The organism is Streptomyces sp. NPDC029139 (assembly GCF_055564335.1).
The window spans coordinates 164997-183712 of record NZ_JBVHWN010000011.1; the positions used below are offsets into that span (position 1 = coordinate 164997).

Sequence of the window (18716 nt, forward strand, 5' to 3'; positions counted from 1 at the left end):
CCGCGCGCGGGAACCTCAAATCAACCTCTGAACGTCCCCCCGGCGGGATTCGAACGCTTCCCGCCGGGCCATCACGTCTGGGACCGAAGGAGGGGGACGGGATGACGGCACGGGAGACGAGACTCGGGATCGGCATCGGCTGGCGGCCGGAGATCGCGGAAGCGGTGGAGGCACTGGCCGGCGTCGACTGGGTGGAGGTCGTCGCGGAGAACGTGTGCGCGGGCCACGTCCCGGAGTCGCTGCGGCGGCTGCGGGCGCGGGGGGTCACGGTCGTGCCGCACGGGGTCTCGCTGGGCCTCGGCGGCGCGGACCGGCCGGACGCGGGGCGGCTGGCGGAGCTGGCGGCCACGGCGGAGGCACTGGGGGCGCCGCTGGTGACGGAACACATCGCGTTCGTACGGGCCGGGGGCGCGCTGACCGCGACGCCGGTCCTGGAGGCGGGGCACCTGCTGCCGGTGCCGCGCACGTGGGACGCGCTGGACGTGCTGTGCGAGAACGTGCGGATCGCGCAGGACGCGCTGCCTGTACCGCTGGCCCTGGAGAACATCGCGGCGCTGTTCTCCTGGCCCGGCGAGGAGCTGACGGAGGGTCAGTTCCTGGCGGAGTTGGTGGAGCGTACGGGGGTACGGCTCCTGATCGACGTCGCGAACCTGCACACCAACCACGTCAACCGGGGCGAGTCCCCGGCGAAGGCGCTGGCCGAACTCCCGGTCGAGGCGATCGCGTACGTCCATGTCGCGGGCGGCCTCGAACGCGACGGCGTCTGGCACGACACGCACGCCCACCCGGTCCCGGAGCCGGTCCTCGGCATCCTCGCGGACCTGGCGTCGAGGATCTCCCCGCCGGGCGTCCTGCTGGAGCGGGACGACCACTTCCCGCCCGTGGAGGAACTGGCCTCGGAACTGGCGACGATCCGCGAGACGGTGACGAAGGCGGTGACGGCCACGGTGCCGGTCGCGGCGACCGTGGAGGCGGGCGAGAAGGCGGCCGCGGAGGCGGGCGCGCCGGACGGGTCCCCCGCCGAGAGTGCGCTGCTCATCGGAGTGGGCGCCCGGGTCTCGGGCGGCCCGATGCCTCGGCCGCGCGGCACCGCACCGGCCGGGCCGGGTTCGGCGGTCACGCCCGAGCCCGGGACGCCCGGCGAAGGCGGACCCGGCGGTGCCGACCCGGGCGGTGGCGGCGGCATCGGACGGGCGCGGGAGCGGGTCGGGGTCGCGCAGACCGCTCTGCTGTCCGCGCTCGTCGCGGGGACCCCCGCCCCCGAGGGGTTCGACACGCGGCGGCTCGGCGTGCAGGGCCGGGCGCTCACGGCCAAGCGGGCCGACGTCGTCGCCAAGATCGCCCCTGAGCTGCCCGAGATCCTCGGCGACCGCCTCCGGCCGGCGTTCCGCGCGTACGCCACGTCCCGCCCGATGACGGGCGGCTATCGCCGCGACGCGCTCGGCTTCGTCGAGCACCTGCTCGTGGCGGGGCACGTCGAGGACCCCGAGACGCGGCGCAGGCTCACCCGCTGGTGGCAGGAGCGCGCCGACACCCGCCCTCCCCGCCGGGCCACCCGGCTGATCCACGCGGCGCGCGCCGCGCTCGCACGGAGGTGATGGACACATGATCGGTTTCACCGTACTCGTCTGGATCGCGGTTCTCGTCGGTTCGGGGGTGCTCATCGCCCGCGTCGCCGCCGCCCGGTCCGTTCCGGGCGGCACCTCCGTGCACGACCTCGCCGAGGCCGCCTTCCTGGCCGGGGGCCCGCCCCGGGTGGTGGACACGGCTCTGGCGAGCCTGCACGCCGAGGGGCTGATCGGGGTCGGCGGTCCCGGCCTCGTCGTCGTGCTCCGTCCCGACCTGCGGGCCCGGGACCACGTCGGCCGAGCCGTCCTGGAGCGGCTCGCCGCCGCCCCGAGCGGCGCCCTGCACGAACTGCGCCTCGCGGTGATGCGCAGTCCCGCCGTGCAGGAGATCGGCGACGGCCTCGCCGCGCGCGGGCTGATGGTGGCGCCGGAGCGGCGCCGCACGATCAGACGGTGGTGCCTCGTCCAGGGGCTCGGCTCGTTCGCGCTGCTGGGTCTCTCGGTCGTGCTGACCATCGCCGTCGACGATTCTTTCGCCGCCGTCCCGCTCTTCGTCGCGGTGCTGCCCGCCCTGATGCTGGGCGGGGTCGTGGCGCTCGTCTGCGCCGCGGTCGGCAGCGGGCGGGTCACCGGCGCCGGGCACCGGGCGGTGGCCGCGTTCCGCCGGGATCACGCCTATCTGCCGGACCCCGCCCATCAGGTCGCGCTGCACGGGCTGCGGGGCGTGCCGGACCCGGAGCTCCGGGCGCAGCTGATCGCCGCGGCCCGGATCTACGGTTCGGGGCCTGGCCGGCAGCCGTTCCCGCGGACCTCGCACGGCACCTCCTCGGACACGACGGCCCTGATGGTGCTCGCCTGGTGCGGCGGCAGCCCGGACAACGGGGGCGCGTGCGGCGGAGGCGGCGGGTCCTCCCCCGGCGGCGGCTCCTCCTGCGCGGCCGGTGGCGGAGGCAGCTGCTCGGCCGCCGCCTGCTCCGGCGGAGGCGGCGGATCCAGCTCCTCGAGCTCCAGCTGCTCGAGCTCCAGCGGCTCCAGTTCCGGCGGCAGCTCGTGCTCCAGCAGCAGCGGCTCGAGCTGCTCCAGTTCGAGCGGCTGACGGGGGCGCATCGGAGCATTGGGCCCGACACCGGCCGGAGATCCTTTACTTCGGCGATCCGTCCCCCAACGATCCCTTTGTCCCCGCGGCTCGCGCGGGGACAAAGGGCACGGAGGATAGGGGCCGATGAGATCTCTCGCGCTGTTCGGAGCCGTCGGAGCGCTGGTGCTGGCGTCACCGGCGGCCGTCACCCCCGCACGGGCCTTCGACTCCCCGCCCGCCGAGACCCACGGCACGCTGCTCGCCGCCCGCCGCGCCGCCTCCGAGGGCATCCGCTTCGGCGCCTGTCCGGCCGAGGAGAAGCTGCCGGCGTCCGTGACGTGCGGCACCGTCCGGGTCCCGCTCGACTACGCGGACCCGGGCGGCACCCGGATCGGGCTGACGGTCAGCCGGGTCGGGGCCTCGGGTCCGGCCGCCGGCCGCCAGGGCGCGCTGGTCTACAACCCCGGGGGTCCGGGCGCCTCTTCCCTGCATTTCCCGCTCGTCGCGGGGCTCCCGGCCTGGAAGCGGATCTCCGCCGCGTACGACCTGGTCGGCTACGCCCCGCGCGGGGTGGGCCGCTCGGCCCCCGTCTCCTGCCAGGACCCGGCCGACCGGGCCACGGGCCCCACGCCGGCGCCCACCCACCCCTCCGAGGTCTTCAAGCGGGAGCGGATCGCCCGGGCGAAGACGTACGCCCAGGGCTGCGCGACCCGCACGGGCACGGCACTGCGCCACTACCACTCGCTGAACAACGCGCGCGACCTGGAGGTGCTGCGCGCGGCGCTCGGCCAGACGAGGCTGACGTACATGGGCGCCTCGTACGGCACGTACTTCGGCGCGCTGTACGCGACGCTGTTCCCGCACCGGGTACGCCGGATGGTCTTCGACGCGCCCGTCAACCCGGCGCCGCGCCAGATCTGGTACGTCAACAACCTCGATCAGGCGCCCGCGTTCGAGCGCCGGTGGGCCGACTTCCGCGCCTGGGCCGCCAAGCACGACGCGGTGTACGGGCTCGGCGGCACGGCGGCGGAGGTGCAGGAGAGTTACGAGAAGGTCCGCGCCGAGCTCGCGGTGCGCCCGGCGGGCGGGAAGGTCGGGCCGGGCCAGTTGCACCAGGCGCTGCTCCAGGTCGCGTACCACGACGGGTACTGGACGCGGCGGGCCACCGCGCTGTCGCGGTATCTGAAGGGCGATCCGAAACCGCTGATCGCGCAGGCGGCCCCGGCGGCGGAGGCGTCACCCGACCAGGGCAACGGCAGGGCGGTCTACACGGCGGTGGAGTGCAACGACGCTCCCTGGCCGGAGGACTTCGCCGTCTGGGACCGCGACAACACCCGGCTCGCGAAGCTGGCGCCGTTCGAGACCTGGGACAACGCCTGGATGAACCTGCCCTGCGCGTACTGGAAGGCGCCGCGGCAGAAGCCGCTGGACGTGCGGACCGCTCCGGGTGTGCTGCCGCCGGTGCTGATCCTGGCCGCCGAGCGCGACGCGGCCACGCCGTACGAAGGGGCGCTGGAGCTGCAGCGCAGGCTGTCGGGCTCGGCCCTGGTGACCGAGCGGGACGCCGGTACGCACGGCATCGGGGGCGGTCCGAACGCCTGCGTGAACGGGCACCTGGAGAGGTACCTGCTGACCGGGGCGGTGCCCGGAGGGACGCCGGTGCGGCGCGCGTCGTGCGCGCCGCACCCGGAGCCGGACCCGGTGTCGCTGGAGCGGCGGACGGAGCTTCCGCCCGCCCTCTGATCTTCCGGGTCGAGGGGTGAGGGCCCGGCTGGGCGCCGGGCCGTCACCAGGTTCGTACGGCCGTCAGGCCAGGCCGGCGACGAGCTCCGCCACGGAGCGGCGGCGGCCGGTGTAGAACGGCACCTCTTCGCGGACGTGCATCCGCGCCTCGGAGGCGCGCAGGTGGCGCATGAGGTCGACGATGCGGTGCAGCTCGTCGGCCTCGAAGGCGAGGATCCACTCGTAGTCGCCGAGCGAGAACGAGGCGACGGTGTTGGCGCGGACGTCGGGGAAGCCGCGGGCCATCTTGCCGTGGTCCGCGAGCATCCGGCGGCGGTCCTCGTCCGGCAGCAGGTACCAGTCGTAGGAGCGCACGAAGGGGTAGACGCTGACGTAGTCGCGGGGCGTCTCGTCGGCCAGGAAGGCCGGGATGTGCGACTTGTTGAACTCGGCGGGGCGGTGCAGCGCCATGTTCGACCAGACCGGCTCGAGGGCGCGGCCCAGCTTGGTGCGGCGGAAGAGGTTGTACGCGTCCTGGAGCTCGTCGCTCGTCTCGGCGTGCCACCAGATCATCACATCGGCGTCGGCGCGCAGACCGGAGAGGTCGTACGTGCCGCGGATGGTGATGTCCTTGGCGGCGAGCTGGTCGAACAGCTCCTGGACCTCGTCGGCGTAGCCGGCGCGGTCCTCGGGCAGGTTGTCGCGCAGCTTGAACACGGACCACAGGGTGTAGCGGATGACCTCGTTGAGGTCCTTCGCCTTCTTACCGGCGTTCGGGATCTTTTCGGGCGCACTCATACGCCTATTCTCGCCCGTCACGGACAGTGCCCCGCACCAGGGTCCATGGTTTCCGACGTGGCGATGATCTCGTCCGCCGCGCGGTGGGCGGAGGCGATGCAGGCGGGGATGCCGACGCCGTCGTAGGCGGCGCCCGCGAGGCGTACCCCGGGGAGGGCGGCGACGGCCTCGCGGACGCGGGCGACGCGGGCGAGATGGCCCACCGGGTACTGCGGCAGGCCGCCGGTCCAGCGGGTGACGGTGGTGGCGACGGGGCGCGCGGTCAGGCCGGTGGCGGCGGCCAGGTCCTTGAGGGAGGCGGCGACGAGGTCGGCGTCGTCGCGCAGGACCTGTTCCTCCTCGCCATGGCGGCCGACGGAGGTGCGCAGCACGAAGAGGTCGGGGGCCGTCTCGGACACCCACCGCCACTTCTGGCTGGAGAAGGTGGACGCCTTGATGGTGTGGCCGTCGACGGGGGGTACGAGGAAGCCGGAGCCGGTCAGGGCGGGCATGTCGGCGCGCCGGAAGGCGAGGGTGACCAGGGCCATGGAGGCGTATTCGACGGCTTCGAGCTCGACGGAGGCGGCGGGCGCCTCCTCGGCGAGGAGCACGGCGGCGGACCAGGCGGGGGTGGCGAGGACGACGCCGTCGGCGAGAAGCGTCCGGCCGGGTGTGACGACCTGCCACCGCGTGCGGGACGCGTACCCGGGGCCGTCGGGCGCCGCGGCGCGCCGGAGGCCGGTGACCGGGGTGTGGTGGAGGATCTCCCCGCCCGCGGCGCGGATCGCGGCGGCGACGGCCTCCGGGAGGGTGCCGATGCCGCCCTCGATGCCCATGAAGGCGGATCCGCCGAGGCCGGTGGCCGCGCCCGCCGCGTCCGAGGGGGTCGCGGCACCGGCCCGCTGGACGGCGTGGACGGCCTCGGTGAGCGTGCCGTGGGTGCGGGCGGCGGCGAAGAGGGCGGGGACGGCGGCCCGCATCGAGATCCGGTGGGCGTCGCCGGCGTAGACCCCGCCGAGGAGCGGTTCGACGAGCCGGTCGACGACCTCGCGGCCCATGCGGTCGGCGACGTACGCGCCGATGGCGATGTCCTCGCCGATCTCGGCGGGGGGCAGCGCGCGGTCCTGCTCGACCCGGCGCAGTCCCTCCTCGCTGAGGAGGTCAGCGAGGGCCGCCACGTCGCCGGGGACGCCCATGACGTGACCCTTGGGCATGGGGATCATGTCGCCCCGCGACCAGACGGAGGCGGTCGTGGTGGCGGGCGCCTGGAGCCGGTCGCCGAGGCCGACGGCGCGGGCGAGCGCCACCGCCTCGGGGCGGCGGGCGAGCAGCGACTCGGCGCCGAGGTCGACGGGGGCGCCGGCGATCTCCCCGGCGAGCAGCTTGCCGCCGACCCGGTCACCGGCTTCGAGCAGCGTCACCCGTGCCCCGGCGGACAGCAGCCGGTGGGCGGCGGCGAGGCCGGCGATGCCGCCTCCGACTACGACAACGTGCGCGTTCATGGCACCACTCTCTCAAAAGCCGATCCGAGGCCGGAACGTGACCGCTTCGCTATCGCCCGGGTGCAACCCGCGTTCCGGTCCCGTACGTCGAACCGGCACCACTCACCACCACCCGAGGGGGGATCCCATGCGTGGAGCACGAGGAGCGGCCGTGGCGCTGCTGGCGGTGTCGCTGGCGCTGACCGGCTGCGCCGGGGGCGCGTCCGACAGCGGCGCCGACGACAAGGGGCTGAGCGCGGAGAAGCCCGCGAACGGTGCCGCCGCCGACAGAGGCTACGAGTCGGGCAGCGACGCCGGCCGCGCACCGGAGGAGGCTGCGGCGGCGGGTGAGAAGAAGCCCGCGGACGTGGCCCGGCAGCAGCACGTCGTCCGTACCGCCGAACTGACCGTGGAGGTGGAGGACGCGGCGGGGGCGCTGGCCGCCGCCCGCCGGGTCACCGAGGACGCGGGCGGCCAGGTCTCCGACGAGGAGACCGATCGGCTCGACGCGACGCACATGACCTCGCGGATCGTGCTGCGGGTGCCGCAGGACCGGTACGCGTCGGTGCTGGAGGAACTGTCCGGCACGGGCCGGCTGTTGTCCCGGAAGGCGCAGGCCAAGGACGTCACCGAGCAGGTGGTGGACGTGGAGAGCCGGATCACCACCCAGCGGGCGAGCGTGGACCGGGTGCGCGCGCTCATGGACCGGGCGGAGCGGCTGAGCGACGTGGTCACCCTGGAGGGTGAGCTGAGTCGTCGTCAGGCGGATCTGGAGTCGCTGCTGGCCCAGCGGGCCTCGCTGAAGGACCGTACGACGCTGGCGACGATCACTCTGGAGCTGACCGAGAAGGAGGGCGCGGGCGCGGCGGAGAGCGAGGACCGTCCGGGCGTCCTGGAAGCTCTGGCGGGAGGCTGGAGCGCGTTGGTGACGGCGCTGGCCTGGGTGGTGGTCGTGCTGGCGGCGGTGGCGCCGTGGCTGGCGGTGGCCCTCGCCCTGTACCTGGTGTGGCGGATGCTCCTCCGGCCTCGACGGGCGCGCCGCGCGGACGGCGGACCGGCCGGGGAACCTGACACATCCACGGACTGAACCACCGCGCCGACGTAGCGTGTTCGTATGAGCGAACGACTGGTGGTCATCGGCGGCGACGCGGCGGGCATGTCCGCGGCGTCGCAGGCCCGCAGGCTCAAGGAGCCCGGGGAACTGGAGATCGTCGCCTTCGAGCGCGGTCACTTCACCTCGTACTCGGCCTGCGGCATTCCGTACTGGGTCGGCGGCGACGTCGACGAGCGCGACGAGTTGATCGCGCGCACTCCGCGGGAGCACCGGGCGCGGGACATCGATCTGCGGATGCGGACCGAGGTGACCGAGCTGGACGTGGCCGGGCAACGGGTGCGGGCGCGGGATCTGGAGTCGGGTACGGAGGCGTGGACCGGTTTCGACAAGCTGGTGATCGCGACCGGTGCCCGTCCGCTGCGGCCGCAGCTGCCGGGGATCGACGCCCCGGGTGTGCACGGGGTGCAGTCGCTGGACGACGGGCAGGCGCTGCTCGACTCGCTGGAGCGCACGGAGGGCGGCCGGGCGGTGGTCGTCGGCGCCGGCTACATCGGTGTGGAGATGGCCGAGGCGCTGCTGAACCGGGGTTACGAGGTCACGGTGCTCAACCGGAGCGAGCAGCCGATGGCGACGCTCGACCCGGACATGGGGCGGCTGGTCCACCGGGCGATGGACGGACTGGGGATCACCACGGTCGGCTCCTCGGAGGTCACGAAGATCCTCACGGGTGAGGACGGACGGGTCCGGGCGGTGGCGACGGAGGACGCCGAGTACCCGGCGGACGTCGTCGTCCTGGGGATGGGCGTGGTCCCGGAGACGCGCCTCGCGCAGGCCGCGGGGCTGCCGCTGGGGACGTACGGCGGCCTGCGCACGGATCTCGCGATGCGCGTGCGGGGTCACGAGAACGTCTGGGCGGGCGGCGACTGTGTCGAGGTGCTCGACCTGGTCTCGGGGCGCGAGCGACACATCGCGCTGGGTACGCACGCCAACAAGCACGGGCAGGTCATCGGCGCGAACGTGGGCGGCGGTTACGCCACGTTCCCGGGCGTGGTCGGCACGGCGGTGTCCAAGGTGTGCGACCTGGAGATCGCGCGGACGGGGCTGCGCGAGAAGGACGCGCGCGAGGTCGGGCTGCGGTTCGTGACGGTGACGATCGAGTCGACCAGCCGGGCGGGCTATTACCCGGGCGCGGCCCCGATGACGGTGAAGATGCTGGCGGAGCGCCGTACGGGCCGGCTGCTGGGAGTGCAGATCGTGGGCCGTGAGGGGGCGGCGAAACGGGTGGACATCGCGGCCGTGGCGTTGACGGCCGGGATGACCGTGGAGCAGATGACGGCGCTGGACCTGGGGTACGCGCCGCCGTTCTCGCCGGTGTGGGATCCGGTGCTGGTGGCGGCCCGGAAGGCGGTGGCGGCGGTTCGCCAGGCGGGCTGATCCGAGCGGAGCAGTGACGGATGGTGACGAATTGCGATGTTTGCGCGACCGTGGGTTAACTCGATGACATGATCAGACACACAGTGCGCGCGCTCTGCGCCGCCTCACTCATCGTCGCCCCGTTCGCTCTGAGCTCCCCCGCCCACGCCGTGAGCTGTACGGTCAACGGCTTCCCGCGAACCGCCACCAACGTGACCGGCACGCCCGGCAGCGACTTCATCCGCTGCGCGTCGCTCCCCTCGATGCACACGGTCGACGGTCTCGGCGGCAACGACTACATCGTCGTCGACGGTTCCGTGGCGCCCGGCGCCGCGGTCCGCGGCAACACCGGCAACGACTTCCTGCGGGTCGGCGCCAACGGCGGCACCGTCGACGGTGGCCCCGGCGCCGACTTCTGCCGGGTCGCGTCGGGGACCCCGCCGGTCAACTGCGAGGGCTGACCCCTCACGTCCACGGCCCGCCGCCCCGGGATGGGGTGGCGGGCCGTGGACGTGGTGTGCCGGGCGGACGCGGTCAGACGGCCGTCTTCGTGTGGACGTACTCCACCAGGCGCGTCAGCGCGTCCGGGTCGGTCGTCGGCAGCACACCGTGGCCGAGGTTGAAGACATGCCCCTCGAGGTCCTGCGCGGCGGCCAGGACCTCGTCCGTCTTGGCCTCCACGGCCTCCCGCGAGGAGAACAGCACGGCGGGGTCCAGGTTGCCCTGGAGCGCCTTGCCGGGGCCGACGCGGCGGACGGCCTCGTCCAGCGGGACGCGCCAGTCGACGCCGACGACGTCCGCGCCCGCCTCGCCCATGAGGCCGAGCAGCTCGCCCGTGCCGACGCCGAAGTGGATCCGCGGGACGCCGTACGGGGCGACCGCGTCAAAGACCTTCGTGGAGGCGGGCATCACCGAGCGGCGGTAGTCGGCCGGGGCCAGGGCGCCCACCCAGGAGTCGAAGAGCTGGACGGCGGAGACACCGGCCTCGATCTGGACCTTGAGGAAGGCCGAGGTGATGCCGGCGAGACGGTCGAGCAGGTCGGCCCACAGCTGCGGGTCGCCGTACATCAGCGCCTTGGTGTGCTCGTGGTTGCGGGACGGACCACCCTCCACGAGGTAGCTCGCGAGGGTGAAAGGCGCGCCGGCGAAACCGATGAGCGGGGTGGAGCCCAGCTCGCCGGTGAGCATCCCGATGGCCTCGGTGACGTAGTGGACGTCCTCGGGGGTCAGGTCGCGCAGCCGGTCGAGGTCGGCGCGGGTGCGGATCGGGTCGGCGACGACCGGGCCGACGCCGGGCTTGATGTCGAGGTCGATGCCGATGGCCTTGAGCGGGACGACGATGTCGCTGAAGAAGATCGCCGCGTCCACCTTGTGGCGGCGCACCGGCTGCAGCGTGATCTCGGTGACCAGCTCGGGTCGCATGCAGGACTCGAGCATCGGGATGCCCTCGCGGACCTTCAGGTACTCGGGGAGGGAGCGCCCGGCCTGCCGCATGAACCAGACGGGGGTGTGCGGCACGGGCTCGCGCCGGCATGCCTTGAGGAACGCGGAGTCGTGCGTCCGCGACTGCTGCTTCGTCTGCTGGCCCACGGGGCTGTCATTGGCGCTCACGACCAGAATCTTCGCATGTGGCGGCAAGCCGCTCGCCCGGGCCGGGTGTCCCTCCCTGCGCGAGGCCCCCGTTCCGCCTACTCTTCCCCGCATGGCTGCGGCTCAGGGACATTTTTCCGATCATTCCGACGGCGACGAAGGAGCGGGCGACACGGCGGGCACCAGGGAGACGGACCCGGTGCCGCCCGCTTTCCGGCGGGCGGTCGAGGCACTGCGGTCGGCCGGGCTACGGCCGGAGATCGAGATCGACCCGACCCGGCCGCCGCAGCGGCTCGCACCGTACGCGTACGCCCTGGAGGCGGCCGTCGTCGAGAACGAGGAGGACCTGGCCGACGGACGCCTGGTCCTGCTGCACGACCCGGCCGGCCACGAGGCGTGGAAGGGCACGTTCCGGCTGGTCACGCTGGTACGGGCGGAGCTGGAGCCCGAGATGGCGTCGGACCCGCTGCTGCCGGAGGTCTGCTGGTCCTGGCTGACGGGCGCGCTGGACGCGCGCGGCCTGGCGTACGGAGAGGCGAGCGGTACGGTCACCCAGGCGGGCTCGTACTACTTCGGGGGGCTGGCGGAGCGCCGCCCCGCGACCCAGATCGAGATCCGGGCCTCATGGACGCCGCAGGAGGGCCTGGGGGGCGCACCGGACACCGGGTCGCACCTGGCCGCCTGGTGCGATCTGCTCTGCCAGATCGCGGGTCTGCCGCCGTCCTCCCCCGATCCGGGCGCGGGCACGACCACGGGCGCGGGAGTCGTCTCGCTGCCGCAGCGCAGAGGTCCGCAGCAGACCTAGAGCGTGTCGCGGAAGCCTCGTGCGGCACGCGACGCCCGGCAAGTCCCAGCGGTGGCCGTCGAGCCGTCCGGACGGAGGCTCACTCGTAGGATGATCGATCACGCGTCCGAATTGCCCGAATTGTTACTCATCAAAACGTGATCTTTCCCTAAAGGCGGGCGCCCGAGCTGCCGAAGGAGTCAGTGACCCCTTCACCGCTCGGGTCGCCCCCGGCTTCTTCCCCGAGCCGGCTCCGTCCCGCATCTCCCCAGGAGGCCGTGTGTCCGTTCTCCTCGAGCAGCCCGCAAGCCTGGTCGCCTACCGCCCGAACAAGCCGACGGCCATGGTCGTCGTGGCCGACCCGCGCGTCCGCTCCACCGTCACCCGCCACCTGTGGGCCCTTGGAGTACGTGACGTCATCGAGGCGTCGTCCATCGCGGAGGCCCGACCCCGAGTCGGCAACCCGCGCGACATCTGCGTGGCCGACGTCCACCTCCCCGACGGCAGCGGCCTCACGCTGCTGTCCGAGACCCGCGCCGCGGGCTGGCCCAACGGCCTCGCCCTCTCCGCGGCCGACGACATCGGCGCCGTGCGCAACGCACTGGCCGGTGGCGTCAAGGGCTACGTCGTCACCGGTACCCGTACGAACATCGGGCACCCCACCCGCCCCGGCGCCGCCCCCATCGGCGCCGCGGCCGCCCGTCTCGGCCACCGCCGCCCCCCGGGTGCCCCGAGCCACCCGGGCGGCTACCGCGAGCTCTCCGGCCGTGAGGTCGAGGTGCTCCGGCTGGTCGCCGAGGGTCAGTCGAACAAGGCCATCGGCGTCTCGATGGGCCTGTCCGCGCTGACCGTGAAGAGCCACCTCGCCCGGATCGCGCGCAAGCTCGGTACCGGCGACCGGGCCGGCATGGTCGCGGTGGCCCTGCGCACCGGGATCATCCACTGAGGCCCCGACCGGGCCTCTTGCCCGGTTGACGAAGGATCGGCGCCTGTCGACGGAACGTTCCGCCGTTCTGTCGGCAGGCATGTGCCGATTCACAGATACCCTTGACACGTGACCGACGCCCAAGAGACCGCAGCAGACACAGCACTGCGAACCACCGGGGGCGCTCCCCCGGACGACGACGTCCCTGCGAACGGGCTGCCGATCCCCTTGCTGGAGCCCCGGGAGGGCATTCCGCCCGTCGTCGCGACCGACGAGGCCCTCGCCGACGTGATCGCCGCCTTCGCCGCCGGTCGCGGGCCGGTCGCCGTGGACGCCGAGCGCGCCTCCGGTTATCGCTACGGGCAGCGCGCCTACCTCGTCCAGCTGCGCCGTGAAGGCGCGGGCACCGCGCTCGTCGACCCCGTGGGCTGCCCCGATCTCTCCGGACTCGGCGAGGCGCTCGCCGGGACCGAATGGATCCTGCACGCGGCGACCCAGGACCTGCCGTGCCTGCGGGACATAGGCATGATGCCGACCCGGCTGTTCGACACCGAGCTGGCCGGCCGCCTCGCGGGCTTCCCACGGGTCGGCCTCGGCGCGATGGTCGAGTCCGTCCTCGGCTACGCCCTGGAGAAGGGGCACTCCGCGGTGGACTGGTCCACCCGCCCCCTGCCCGAGCCCTGGCTCCGGTACGCCGCGCTGGACGTCGAGCTTCTCGTCGACCTGCGTGACGCACTGGAGAAGGAGCTCGACCGGCAGGGCAAGCTGGAGTGGGCCCACCAGGAGTTCGATGCCATCGCGTCGGCCCCGCCCGCGCCGCCGCGCAAGGAACCGTGGCGCCGGACCTCCGGCATGCACAAGGTGCGACGCCGTCGCCAGATGGCGGTCGTCCGGGAGCTGTGGAACGCCCGGGACCACATCGCCCAGCGGCGCGACGTCTCGCCGGGCAAGGTGCTCAGCGACGCGGCGATCGTGGAGGCGGCGCTCGCGGTGCCCGCGAACGTCGCCGCGCTCACCGCGCTGCCGGGCTTCGGGCACCGCATGGGCCGGCGCCAGCTGGAGCAGTGGCAGGCGGCCGTGGACCGGGCGAAGGCAATCCCGGACACCGAGCTCCCCCAGCCCGGCCAGCCGCTCGCGGGCCCTCCGCCGCCGCGCGCCTGGGCGGACAAGGACCCGGCGGCGGCCGCCCGCCTGTCGGCGGCCCGTACGGCGGTCTCGGCCCTCGCGGAGGAGCTGAACCTCCCCCAGGAGAACCTGATCACCCCCGACACGGTCCGCCGGGTCTGCTGGGAGCCGCCGGCTCCGGGCACCGCCGACGCGGTGGCGGCCGCCCTCACGGGTCACGGCGCACGGCCGTGGCAGGTCGAGCTGGTCACGCCGCTGCTGGTCCTGGCGCTGACGGCGACGGCCTGACCGGAGCCCCGTGCGTACGGTGGAGCCCCGACCGCCCAGCCGCGGCCGGGGGCTCCGCCGTCCTATGGGGCCGGGCTGAGGTCTCCGTTCGTGTTCATGTCGAAGACGCCCTGGGTCTTGCCGTCGACCTTGAGGTGCTTGAGCCAGTGCTTCGAGAGGTCGTGCACGTTCTTGTGCTGCTGTTCCCACACGACCGAATGCCCTGCGCAGGCCAGTTTGACCATCAGCTTGTGGGAGCCCGCGACGGCGTTGTAGAGCGCGGGGACCGAGAAGTTGAGTTCCGGGTTGGGGTTGGACGGTGACGTGTTCACCGTAGTGTCGTGCTCCCCGTAGACGATCAGCACGGGCACGCTTCCGCCGAGGACGCCGCCCTTCGCCGCCGTCGTCTTGTTCCAGCCCCAGCGGACGAAGTTCCGGATCCGGTTGAGGCCCTCCGGCGGTCCCCATGTCCTGCCCACCGAGTCGTTCTCCATGATCGCGGCCCATGCCTTCTCGACCATGCCGAGTTCGCGCTGATCCTCACAGCGCAGTTGGGTGTTCCACCCCGACTCGAGGCCCCATCTCGTGTCCACGGTCATGGGGAAGCCTGGCTGCGGCAGCGGGATCGGCGGGGTCGACGTGGCGTCGGGCGGGAAAACTGGCGCCAGCAGGAACAGACTCTCCACCTTGGTGGGGTTGTTCACCGCGTACGGCCCCATGGTGAACGCCGCAGCGGACCAACCGACGAAGGCGACCTTGTCCACCCTGCGCTCTTTGCGGATCCACTCCACGACAGTGTGCAGCTCGTCCCGGTCGCTGTTCGAGTTGTTCAGCTGGAACGCGTAGTTCGGCGGTGAGCCCGGGGTGAATCCCGGTGGCCTCGGCTTCAGAAGGTTCTGGTTGGCGAGGCTGAGGTTGCGCGGGTCGTCCATCCTGGGGCGCGGCGACCGTCCGGAGCCCTGGAGGTCCATCATGAAGACGTCGTAGCCGGCCTTGGCCAGGTGCTCCGCCCAGCTGTAGGAGCTGTACTGGAGGTCGAAGCCCGCAACCACCGGAACGCTCCGGCCGTGCAGCATGAGAACGGCCTTGCGCTCCGGGAGATGCCCCAGGGGCGTGCCGTCCCGCTCCCGTACGAAGAGCTTGACGATGTCGTCCTCGTTCGCGGGGACGGTGGACTTGTGGGGGACCTCGTGGTCCTTGGTGATGATCGCCGCCATGGGAATCCGTTCTGTGTGCTCGGCCCGGGGCGGGCGCCCCGGCCTGCCCAGAGTCGGCCCGGGCGGGCGTCGGCCCAGGGCGACGCGACCGTGGCGGGCCTCGGCGGACCCGATCGGTCGGGCGCACGCCGGGGGCGCACACCCGCTCGGTCGGTCACTGGGAAGTGTGACCTTCACCGCTCCGGCCCCCGGGACTGGGCAGCATGGTTACCCGCAAGTAGCATGGGGGGAGCAAGCGCGCGCTTAGCCGCGTGCCGCAGCAGTGCCATCCCGCACCCTGGAGGAGAGCCATCGTGCCTCGTACCGTCAGGGACGTCGTCTTCGTCGACGGCGTCCGCACCCCGTTCGGCAAGGCGGGCCCGAAGGGCATCTACCACGAGACCCGCGCCGACGATCTCGTCGTGAAGGCCATCCGGGAGCTGCTGCGCCGCAACCCCGGCCTCGACCCCGCGAAGATCGACGAGGTCGCCATCGCGGCGACCACGCAGATCGGTGACCAGGGTCTGACCCTCGGCCGCACCGCCGGCATCCTCGCCGGGCTGCCGCAGTCCGTCCCGGGCTACTCCATCGACCGCATGTGCGCCGGCGCGCTGACCGCCGTCACCTCGGTCGCCGGTTCCATCGCCTTCGGCGCCTACGACGCCGTCATCGCCGGTGGCGTCGAGCACATGGGCCGCCACCCCATGGGCGAGGGCGTCGACCCGAACCCGCGCTTCGTGTCGGAGAAGCTGGTCGACGAGTCCGCCCTGTTCATGGGCATGACCGCCGAGAACCTGCACGACCGCTACCCGAGCATCACCAAGCGGCGCGCCGACGAGTACGCCGTGCGGTCGCAGGAGAAGGCCGCCAAGGCGTACGCCGACGGCAAGATCCAGCAGGACCTGGTGCCGGTCTCGGTCCGCCGCACCAACGCCGAGGCCGGCGAGACGGGCTGGGGCCTGGTCACCGCCGACGAGCCGATGCGTCCGGGCACCACCCTGGAGTCCCTGGCGAACCTGAAGACGCCGTTCCGCGTCCACGGCAACGTCACCGCCGGTAACGCGGCCGGTCTCAACGACGGCGCCACCGCCTCGATCATCGCCTCCGAGGACTTCGCCCGCGAGAACGACCTCCCGGTGAAGATGCGCCTCGTCTCGTACGCCTTCGCCGGCGTCGAGCCCGAGGTCATGGGCTACGGCCCGATCCCGGCGACCGAGAAGGCGCTCGCCCAGACGGGTCTGTCCATCGAGGACATCGGCCTCTTCGAGATCAACGAGGCCTTCGCCGTCCAGGTGCTGGCCTTCCTCGAGCACTACGGCATCGCCGACGACGACGCCCGCGTCAACCAGTACGGTGGCGCGATCGCCTACGGTCACCCGCTGGCCTCCTCCGGTGTGCGTCTGATGACGCAGCTGGCCCGCCAGTTCGAGGAGAACCCGCAGGTCCGTTACGGCCTCAACACCATGTGCGTCGGCTTCGGCATGGGCGCCACGGTCATCTGGGAGAACCCCCACTGGGAGGGCAAGTGAGCACCACCGCCGAGCTTCTGAAGGGTGCGGCCGAGCTGTTCCCGGACGAGGTCGTCACCAGCGCGCACGTACGGCACTTCGAACTGCCCGCGGGTGCGGGCCGGTTCGCGCTGATCACGCTGGACAACGGCTTCGACCACACCAAGCCGACCACCTTCGGCCCGCAGTCGCTGGCCAACCTCAACCTGGCCATCGACCAGGTCGAGAAGGAGGCCGCCGAGGGCTCCATCGTCGGCGTCGGCATCACCGGCAAGCCGTTCATCTTCGCGGTGGGCGCCGACCTCAAGGGCGTCGAGCTGCTCAAGCAGCACTCCGACGCGCTGGCCATCGGCAAGGGCGGCCACGACGTCTTCAAGCGTCTCTCCGCGCTCGCCGTGCCGACCTTCGCGTACTACAACGGCGCGGCGATGGGCGGCGGTGTCGAGGTCGGTCTGCACTGCACCTACCGCACCGTGTCGAAGGCCCTGCCGGCCTTCTCGCTGCCCGAGGTCTTCCTCGGTCTGGTGCCCGGCTGGGGCGGCTGCACGATCCTGCCGAACCTGATCGGTGCCGACAAGGCCGTCTCGGTCATCATCGAGAACTCGCTGAACCAGAACCGTCAGCTCAAGGGCAAGCAGGTCTTCGAACTCGGCATCGCCGACGCGATCTTCGAAGGCGCGGACTTCCTGGAGCAGTCGCTGATCTGGACGGCCTCCGTCCTGAACGGCACCGTGACGGTCGAGCGTCCGGAGATCGACCGCGGTGAGGGCTGGGACCAGGCCGTCGCCAAGGGCCGCTTCATCGCCGACTCCAAGGTGCACGGCGCCGCCCCGGCCGCGTACCGCGCCCTGGACATCATCGAGGCGTCCAAGGACGGCGACCTGCAGAAGGGCTTCGACGCCGAGGACCAGGCCCTCGCGGACCTGATCATGGGCGGCGAGCTGCGCTCCGGCATCTACGCCTTCAACCTGGTGCAGAAGCGGGCCAAGCGCCCGGCCGGTGCCCCGGACAAGTCGCTGGCCCGCCCGGTCACCAAGGTCGGCGTCGTCGGCGCCGGTCTGATGGCCTCCCAGCTGGCCCTGCTCTTCCTGCGCCGCCTGGAGGTGCCGGTCGTGCTGACCGACATCGACCAGGAGCGCGTCGACAAGGGTGTGGGCTACGTCCACGCCGAGATCGAGAAGCTGCTCGGCAAGGGTCGCATCAACCAGGACAAGGCCAACCGTCTCAAGGGCCTGGTCTCCGGTGTCCTGGACAAGGCCGAGGGCTTCGCGGACGCGGACTTCATCATCGAGGCCGTGTTCGAGGAGATGTCGGTCAAGCAGAAGGTGTTCGCGGAGGTCGAGGCCGTCGCCCCGGCGCACGCGATCCTCGCCACCAACACCTCCTCGCTGTCGGTGTCGGAGATGGCCTCCAAGCTCCAGCACCCGGAGCGCGTGGTCGGCTTCCACTTCTTCAACCCGGTCGCGATCCTCCCGCTCCTGGAGATCGTGCGCGGCGAGCAGACGGACGACGCCTCCCTCGCCACCGCCTTCGGCGTGGCGAAGAAGCTCAAGAAGACCGCGGTCCTCACCAAGGACGCCCCGGCGTTCGTCGTGAACCGCATCCTGACCCGCTTCATGGGCGAGATCCAGAACGTCATCGACGAGGGCACCTCGGTCGAGACGGCCGAGAAGGCCATCGAGCCGCTCGGTCTGCCGATGTCCCCGCTGGTCCTCCTGGAGCTCGTCGGCCCGGCCATCGGTCTGCACGTCTCCGAGACCCTGAACCGCGCCTTCCCGGAGCGCTTCACCGTCTCGCCGAACCTCAAGCGGGTCGTCGAGGCCGGCAAGCGCGGCTTCTACGTCTACGACTCCGGCAAGCCGGAGCTGGACCCCGAGGTCGCCGCGCTCCTCCAGCAGGGCGACGTCGTCCTGACCGAGGAGCAGGTCCGCGACCGCGTCCTGGACGCGGTGGCGCAGGAGATCGGCCTGATGCTGGAGGAGGGTGTCGTCGCCGAGGCGCAGGACATCGACCTCTGCCTGATCACGGGCGCCGGCTGGCCCTTCCACCTGGGCGGCATCACGCCGTACCTGGACCGCGAGGGCGTCTCCCAGCGGGTGAACGGCAAGCCGTTCCTCCCGCAGGGTGTGGCGAGCGTCCCGGCGTAACACCGCGACACCGAACGGGTGCCCGTCCCTTCCGAGGGGCGGGCATCCGTCTTTTGCGCGCGCGGCTTTCAGGCATCCTTC

Annotated in this window: 15 protein-coding genes; 11 read left to right on the top strand and 4 right to left on the bottom strand. The window is 72.6% G+C overall.

Going from position 1 to position 18716, the window contains the following annotated elements; genetic code table 11:
* Positions 1-101 precede the first annotated feature (101 nt).
* The 3 genes from ACZ4VW_RS23905 to ACZ4VW_RS23915 all read left to right on the top strand — a co-directional run bounded on the left by ACZ4VW_RS23905 (position 102) and on the right by ACZ4VW_RS23915 (position 4389).
* Positions 102-1598: an MbnB/TglH/ChrH family RiPP precursor modification enzyme gene (locus ACZ4VW_RS23905; protein WP_467965610.1), complete on the top strand. Its 1497-nt coding sequence runs from the start codon at positions 102-104 to the stop codon at positions 1596-1598.
* A 7-nt stretch (positions 1599-1605) separates the two neighbouring features.
* Entirely contained in the window at positions 1606-2664 is a 1059-nt protein-coding gene (locus tag ACZ4VW_RS23910; RefSeq protein ID WP_467965612.1) for a TIGR04222 domain-containing membrane protein, read from the top strand.
* A 126-nt stretch (positions 2665-2790) separates the two neighbouring features.
* Positions 2791-4389 (top strand): alpha/beta hydrolase, encoded by a 1599-nt coding sequence (locus tag ACZ4VW_RS23915; protein WP_467965614.1) that lies wholly within the window; start codon positions 2791-2793, stop codon positions 4387-4389.
* A gap of 63 nt (positions 4390-4452) precedes the next feature.
* On the opposite strand, the gene hemQ is transcribed toward ACZ4VW_RS23915, so the two are convergent.
* Entirely contained in the window at positions 4453-5166 is a 714-nt protein-coding gene (hemQ, locus tag ACZ4VW_RS23920) for a hydrogen peroxide-dependent heme synthase (protein WP_361862107.1), read from the bottom strand.
* Between the two features lie 17 nt (positions 5167-5183).
* Positions 5184-6647, bottom strand: a complete 1464-nt coding sequence (gene hemG, locus ACZ4VW_RS23925; protein WP_467965617.1) for a protoporphyrinogen oxidase — start codon at positions 6645-6647, stop codon at positions 5184-5186.
* 127 nt (positions 6648-6774) lie between these two features.
* On the opposite strand from hemG, the gene ACZ4VW_RS23930 reads away from it, so the two are divergent.
* The 3 genes from ACZ4VW_RS23930 (at position 6775) to ACZ4VW_RS23940 (ending at position 9554) form a co-directional block, all read left to right on the top strand.
* Positions 6775-7713, top strand: coding sequence for a DUF4349 domain-containing protein (locus ACZ4VW_RS23930; protein ID WP_467965619.1), 939 nt, complete (start codon positions 6775-6777; stop codon positions 7711-7713).
* Positions 7714-7740: 27 nt separating this feature from the next.
* The gene (locus tag ACZ4VW_RS23935) at positions 7741-9114 is read left to right on the top strand and encodes an FAD-dependent oxidoreductase (RefSeq protein ID WP_467965620.1); all 1374 of its coding nucleotides are present in this window, start codon (positions 7741-7743) and stop codon (positions 9112-9114) included.
* A gap of 68 nt (positions 9115-9182) precedes the next feature.
* Complete coding sequence (locus ACZ4VW_RS23940) at positions 9183-9554, top strand: hypothetical protein (RefSeq protein ID WP_467965622.1); 372 nt, start codon at positions 9183-9185, stop codon at positions 9552-9554.
* A 73-nt stretch (positions 9555-9627) separates the two neighbouring features.
* On the opposite strand, the gene hemE is transcribed toward ACZ4VW_RS23940, so the two are convergent.
* Entirely contained in the window at positions 9628-10704 is a 1077-nt protein-coding gene (gene hemE, locus ACZ4VW_RS23945; RefSeq protein WP_467965624.1) for a uroporphyrinogen decarboxylase, read from the bottom strand.
* 91 nt (positions 10705-10795) lie between these two features.
* Here hemE and ACZ4VW_RS23950 point away from each other — a divergent pair, with 91 nt between their 5' ends.
* The 3 genes from ACZ4VW_RS23950 to ACZ4VW_RS23960 all read left to right on the top strand — a co-directional run bounded on the left by ACZ4VW_RS23950 (position 10796) and on the right by ACZ4VW_RS23960 (position 13805).
* Positions 10796-11488: a DUF3000 domain-containing protein gene (locus ACZ4VW_RS23950; RefSeq protein WP_467965626.1), complete on the top strand. Its 693-nt coding sequence runs from the start codon at positions 10796-10798 to the stop codon at positions 11486-11488.
* Positions 11489-11747: 259 nt separating this feature from the next.
* Positions 11748-12413: a response regulator transcription factor gene (locus ACZ4VW_RS23955; protein WP_015037008.1), complete on the top strand. Its 666-nt coding sequence runs from the start codon at positions 11748-11750 to the stop codon at positions 12411-12413.
* 108 nt (positions 12414-12521) lie between these two features.
* The gene (locus tag ACZ4VW_RS23960; protein WP_467965628.1) at positions 12522-13805 is read left to right on the top strand and encodes a ribonuclease D; all 1284 of its coding nucleotides are present in this window, start codon (positions 12522-12524) and stop codon (positions 13803-13805) included.
* A gap of 62 nt (positions 13806-13867) precedes the next feature.
* On the opposite strand, the gene ACZ4VW_RS23965 is transcribed toward ACZ4VW_RS23960, so the two are convergent.
* Positions 13868-15001: an alpha/beta fold hydrolase gene (locus tag ACZ4VW_RS23965; protein WP_467965630.1), complete on the bottom strand. Its 1134-nt coding sequence runs from the start codon at positions 14999-15001 to the stop codon at positions 13868-13870.
* Between the two features lie 293 nt (positions 15002-15294).
* On the opposite strand from ACZ4VW_RS23965, the gene ACZ4VW_RS23970 reads away from it, so the two are divergent.
* Both ACZ4VW_RS23970 and ACZ4VW_RS23975 read left to right on the top strand, forming a co-directional pair.
* Entirely contained in the window at positions 15295-16509 is a 1215-nt protein-coding gene (locus tag ACZ4VW_RS23970; RefSeq protein ID WP_467965632.1) for a thiolase family protein, read from the top strand.
* Entirely contained in the window at positions 16506-18635 is a 2130-nt protein-coding gene (locus ACZ4VW_RS23975) for a 3-hydroxyacyl-CoA dehydrogenase NAD-binding domain-containing protein (RefSeq protein ID WP_467965634.1), read from the top strand. Before ACZ4VW_RS23970 ends, ACZ4VW_RS23975 begins: the two co-directional genes overlap by 4 nt.
* Positions 18636-18716 lie beyond the last annotated feature (81 nt).

Excerpts from the sequence above, each read along its gene's own strand:
- ACZ4VW_RS23905 (WP_467965610.1), top strand. The coding sequence starts at position 102 with ATGACGGCACGGGAGACGAGACTCGGGATCGGCATCGGCTGGCGGCCG.
- ACZ4VW_RS23910 (WP_467965612.1), top strand. The coding sequence starts at position 1,606 with ATGATCGGTTTCACCGTACTCGTCTGGATCGCGGTTCTCGTCGGTTCG.
- ACZ4VW_RS23915 (WP_467965614.1), top strand. The coding sequence starts at position 2,791 with ATGAGATCTCTCGCGCTGTTCGGAGCCGTCGGAGCGCTGGTGCTGGCG.
- hemQ (WP_361862107.1), bottom strand. The coding sequence starts at position 5,166 with ATGAGTGCGCCCGAAAAGATCCCGAACGCCGGTAAGAAGGCGAAGGAC.
- hemG (WP_467965617.1), bottom strand. The coding sequence starts at position 6,647 with ATGAACGCGCACGTTGTCGTAGTCGGAGGCGGCATCGCCGGCCTCGCC.
- ACZ4VW_RS23930 (WP_467965619.1), top strand. The coding sequence starts at position 6,775 with ATGCGTGGAGCACGAGGAGCGGCCGTGGCGCTGCTGGCGGTGTCGCTG.
- ACZ4VW_RS23935 (WP_467965620.1), top strand. The coding sequence starts at position 7,741 with ATGAGCGAACGACTGGTGGTCATCGGCGGCGACGCGGCGGGCATGTCC.
- ACZ4VW_RS23940 (WP_467965622.1), top strand. The coding sequence starts at position 9,183 with ATGATCAGACACACAGTGCGCGCGCTCTGCGCCGCCTCACTCATCGTC.
- ACZ4VW_RS23950 (WP_467965626.1), top strand. The coding sequence starts at position 10,796 with ATGGCTGCGGCTCAGGGACATTTTTCCGATCATTCCGACGGCGACGAA.
- ACZ4VW_RS23965 (WP_467965630.1), bottom strand. The coding sequence starts at position 15,001 with ATGGCGGCGATCATCACCAAGGACCACGAGGTCCCCCACAAGTCCACC.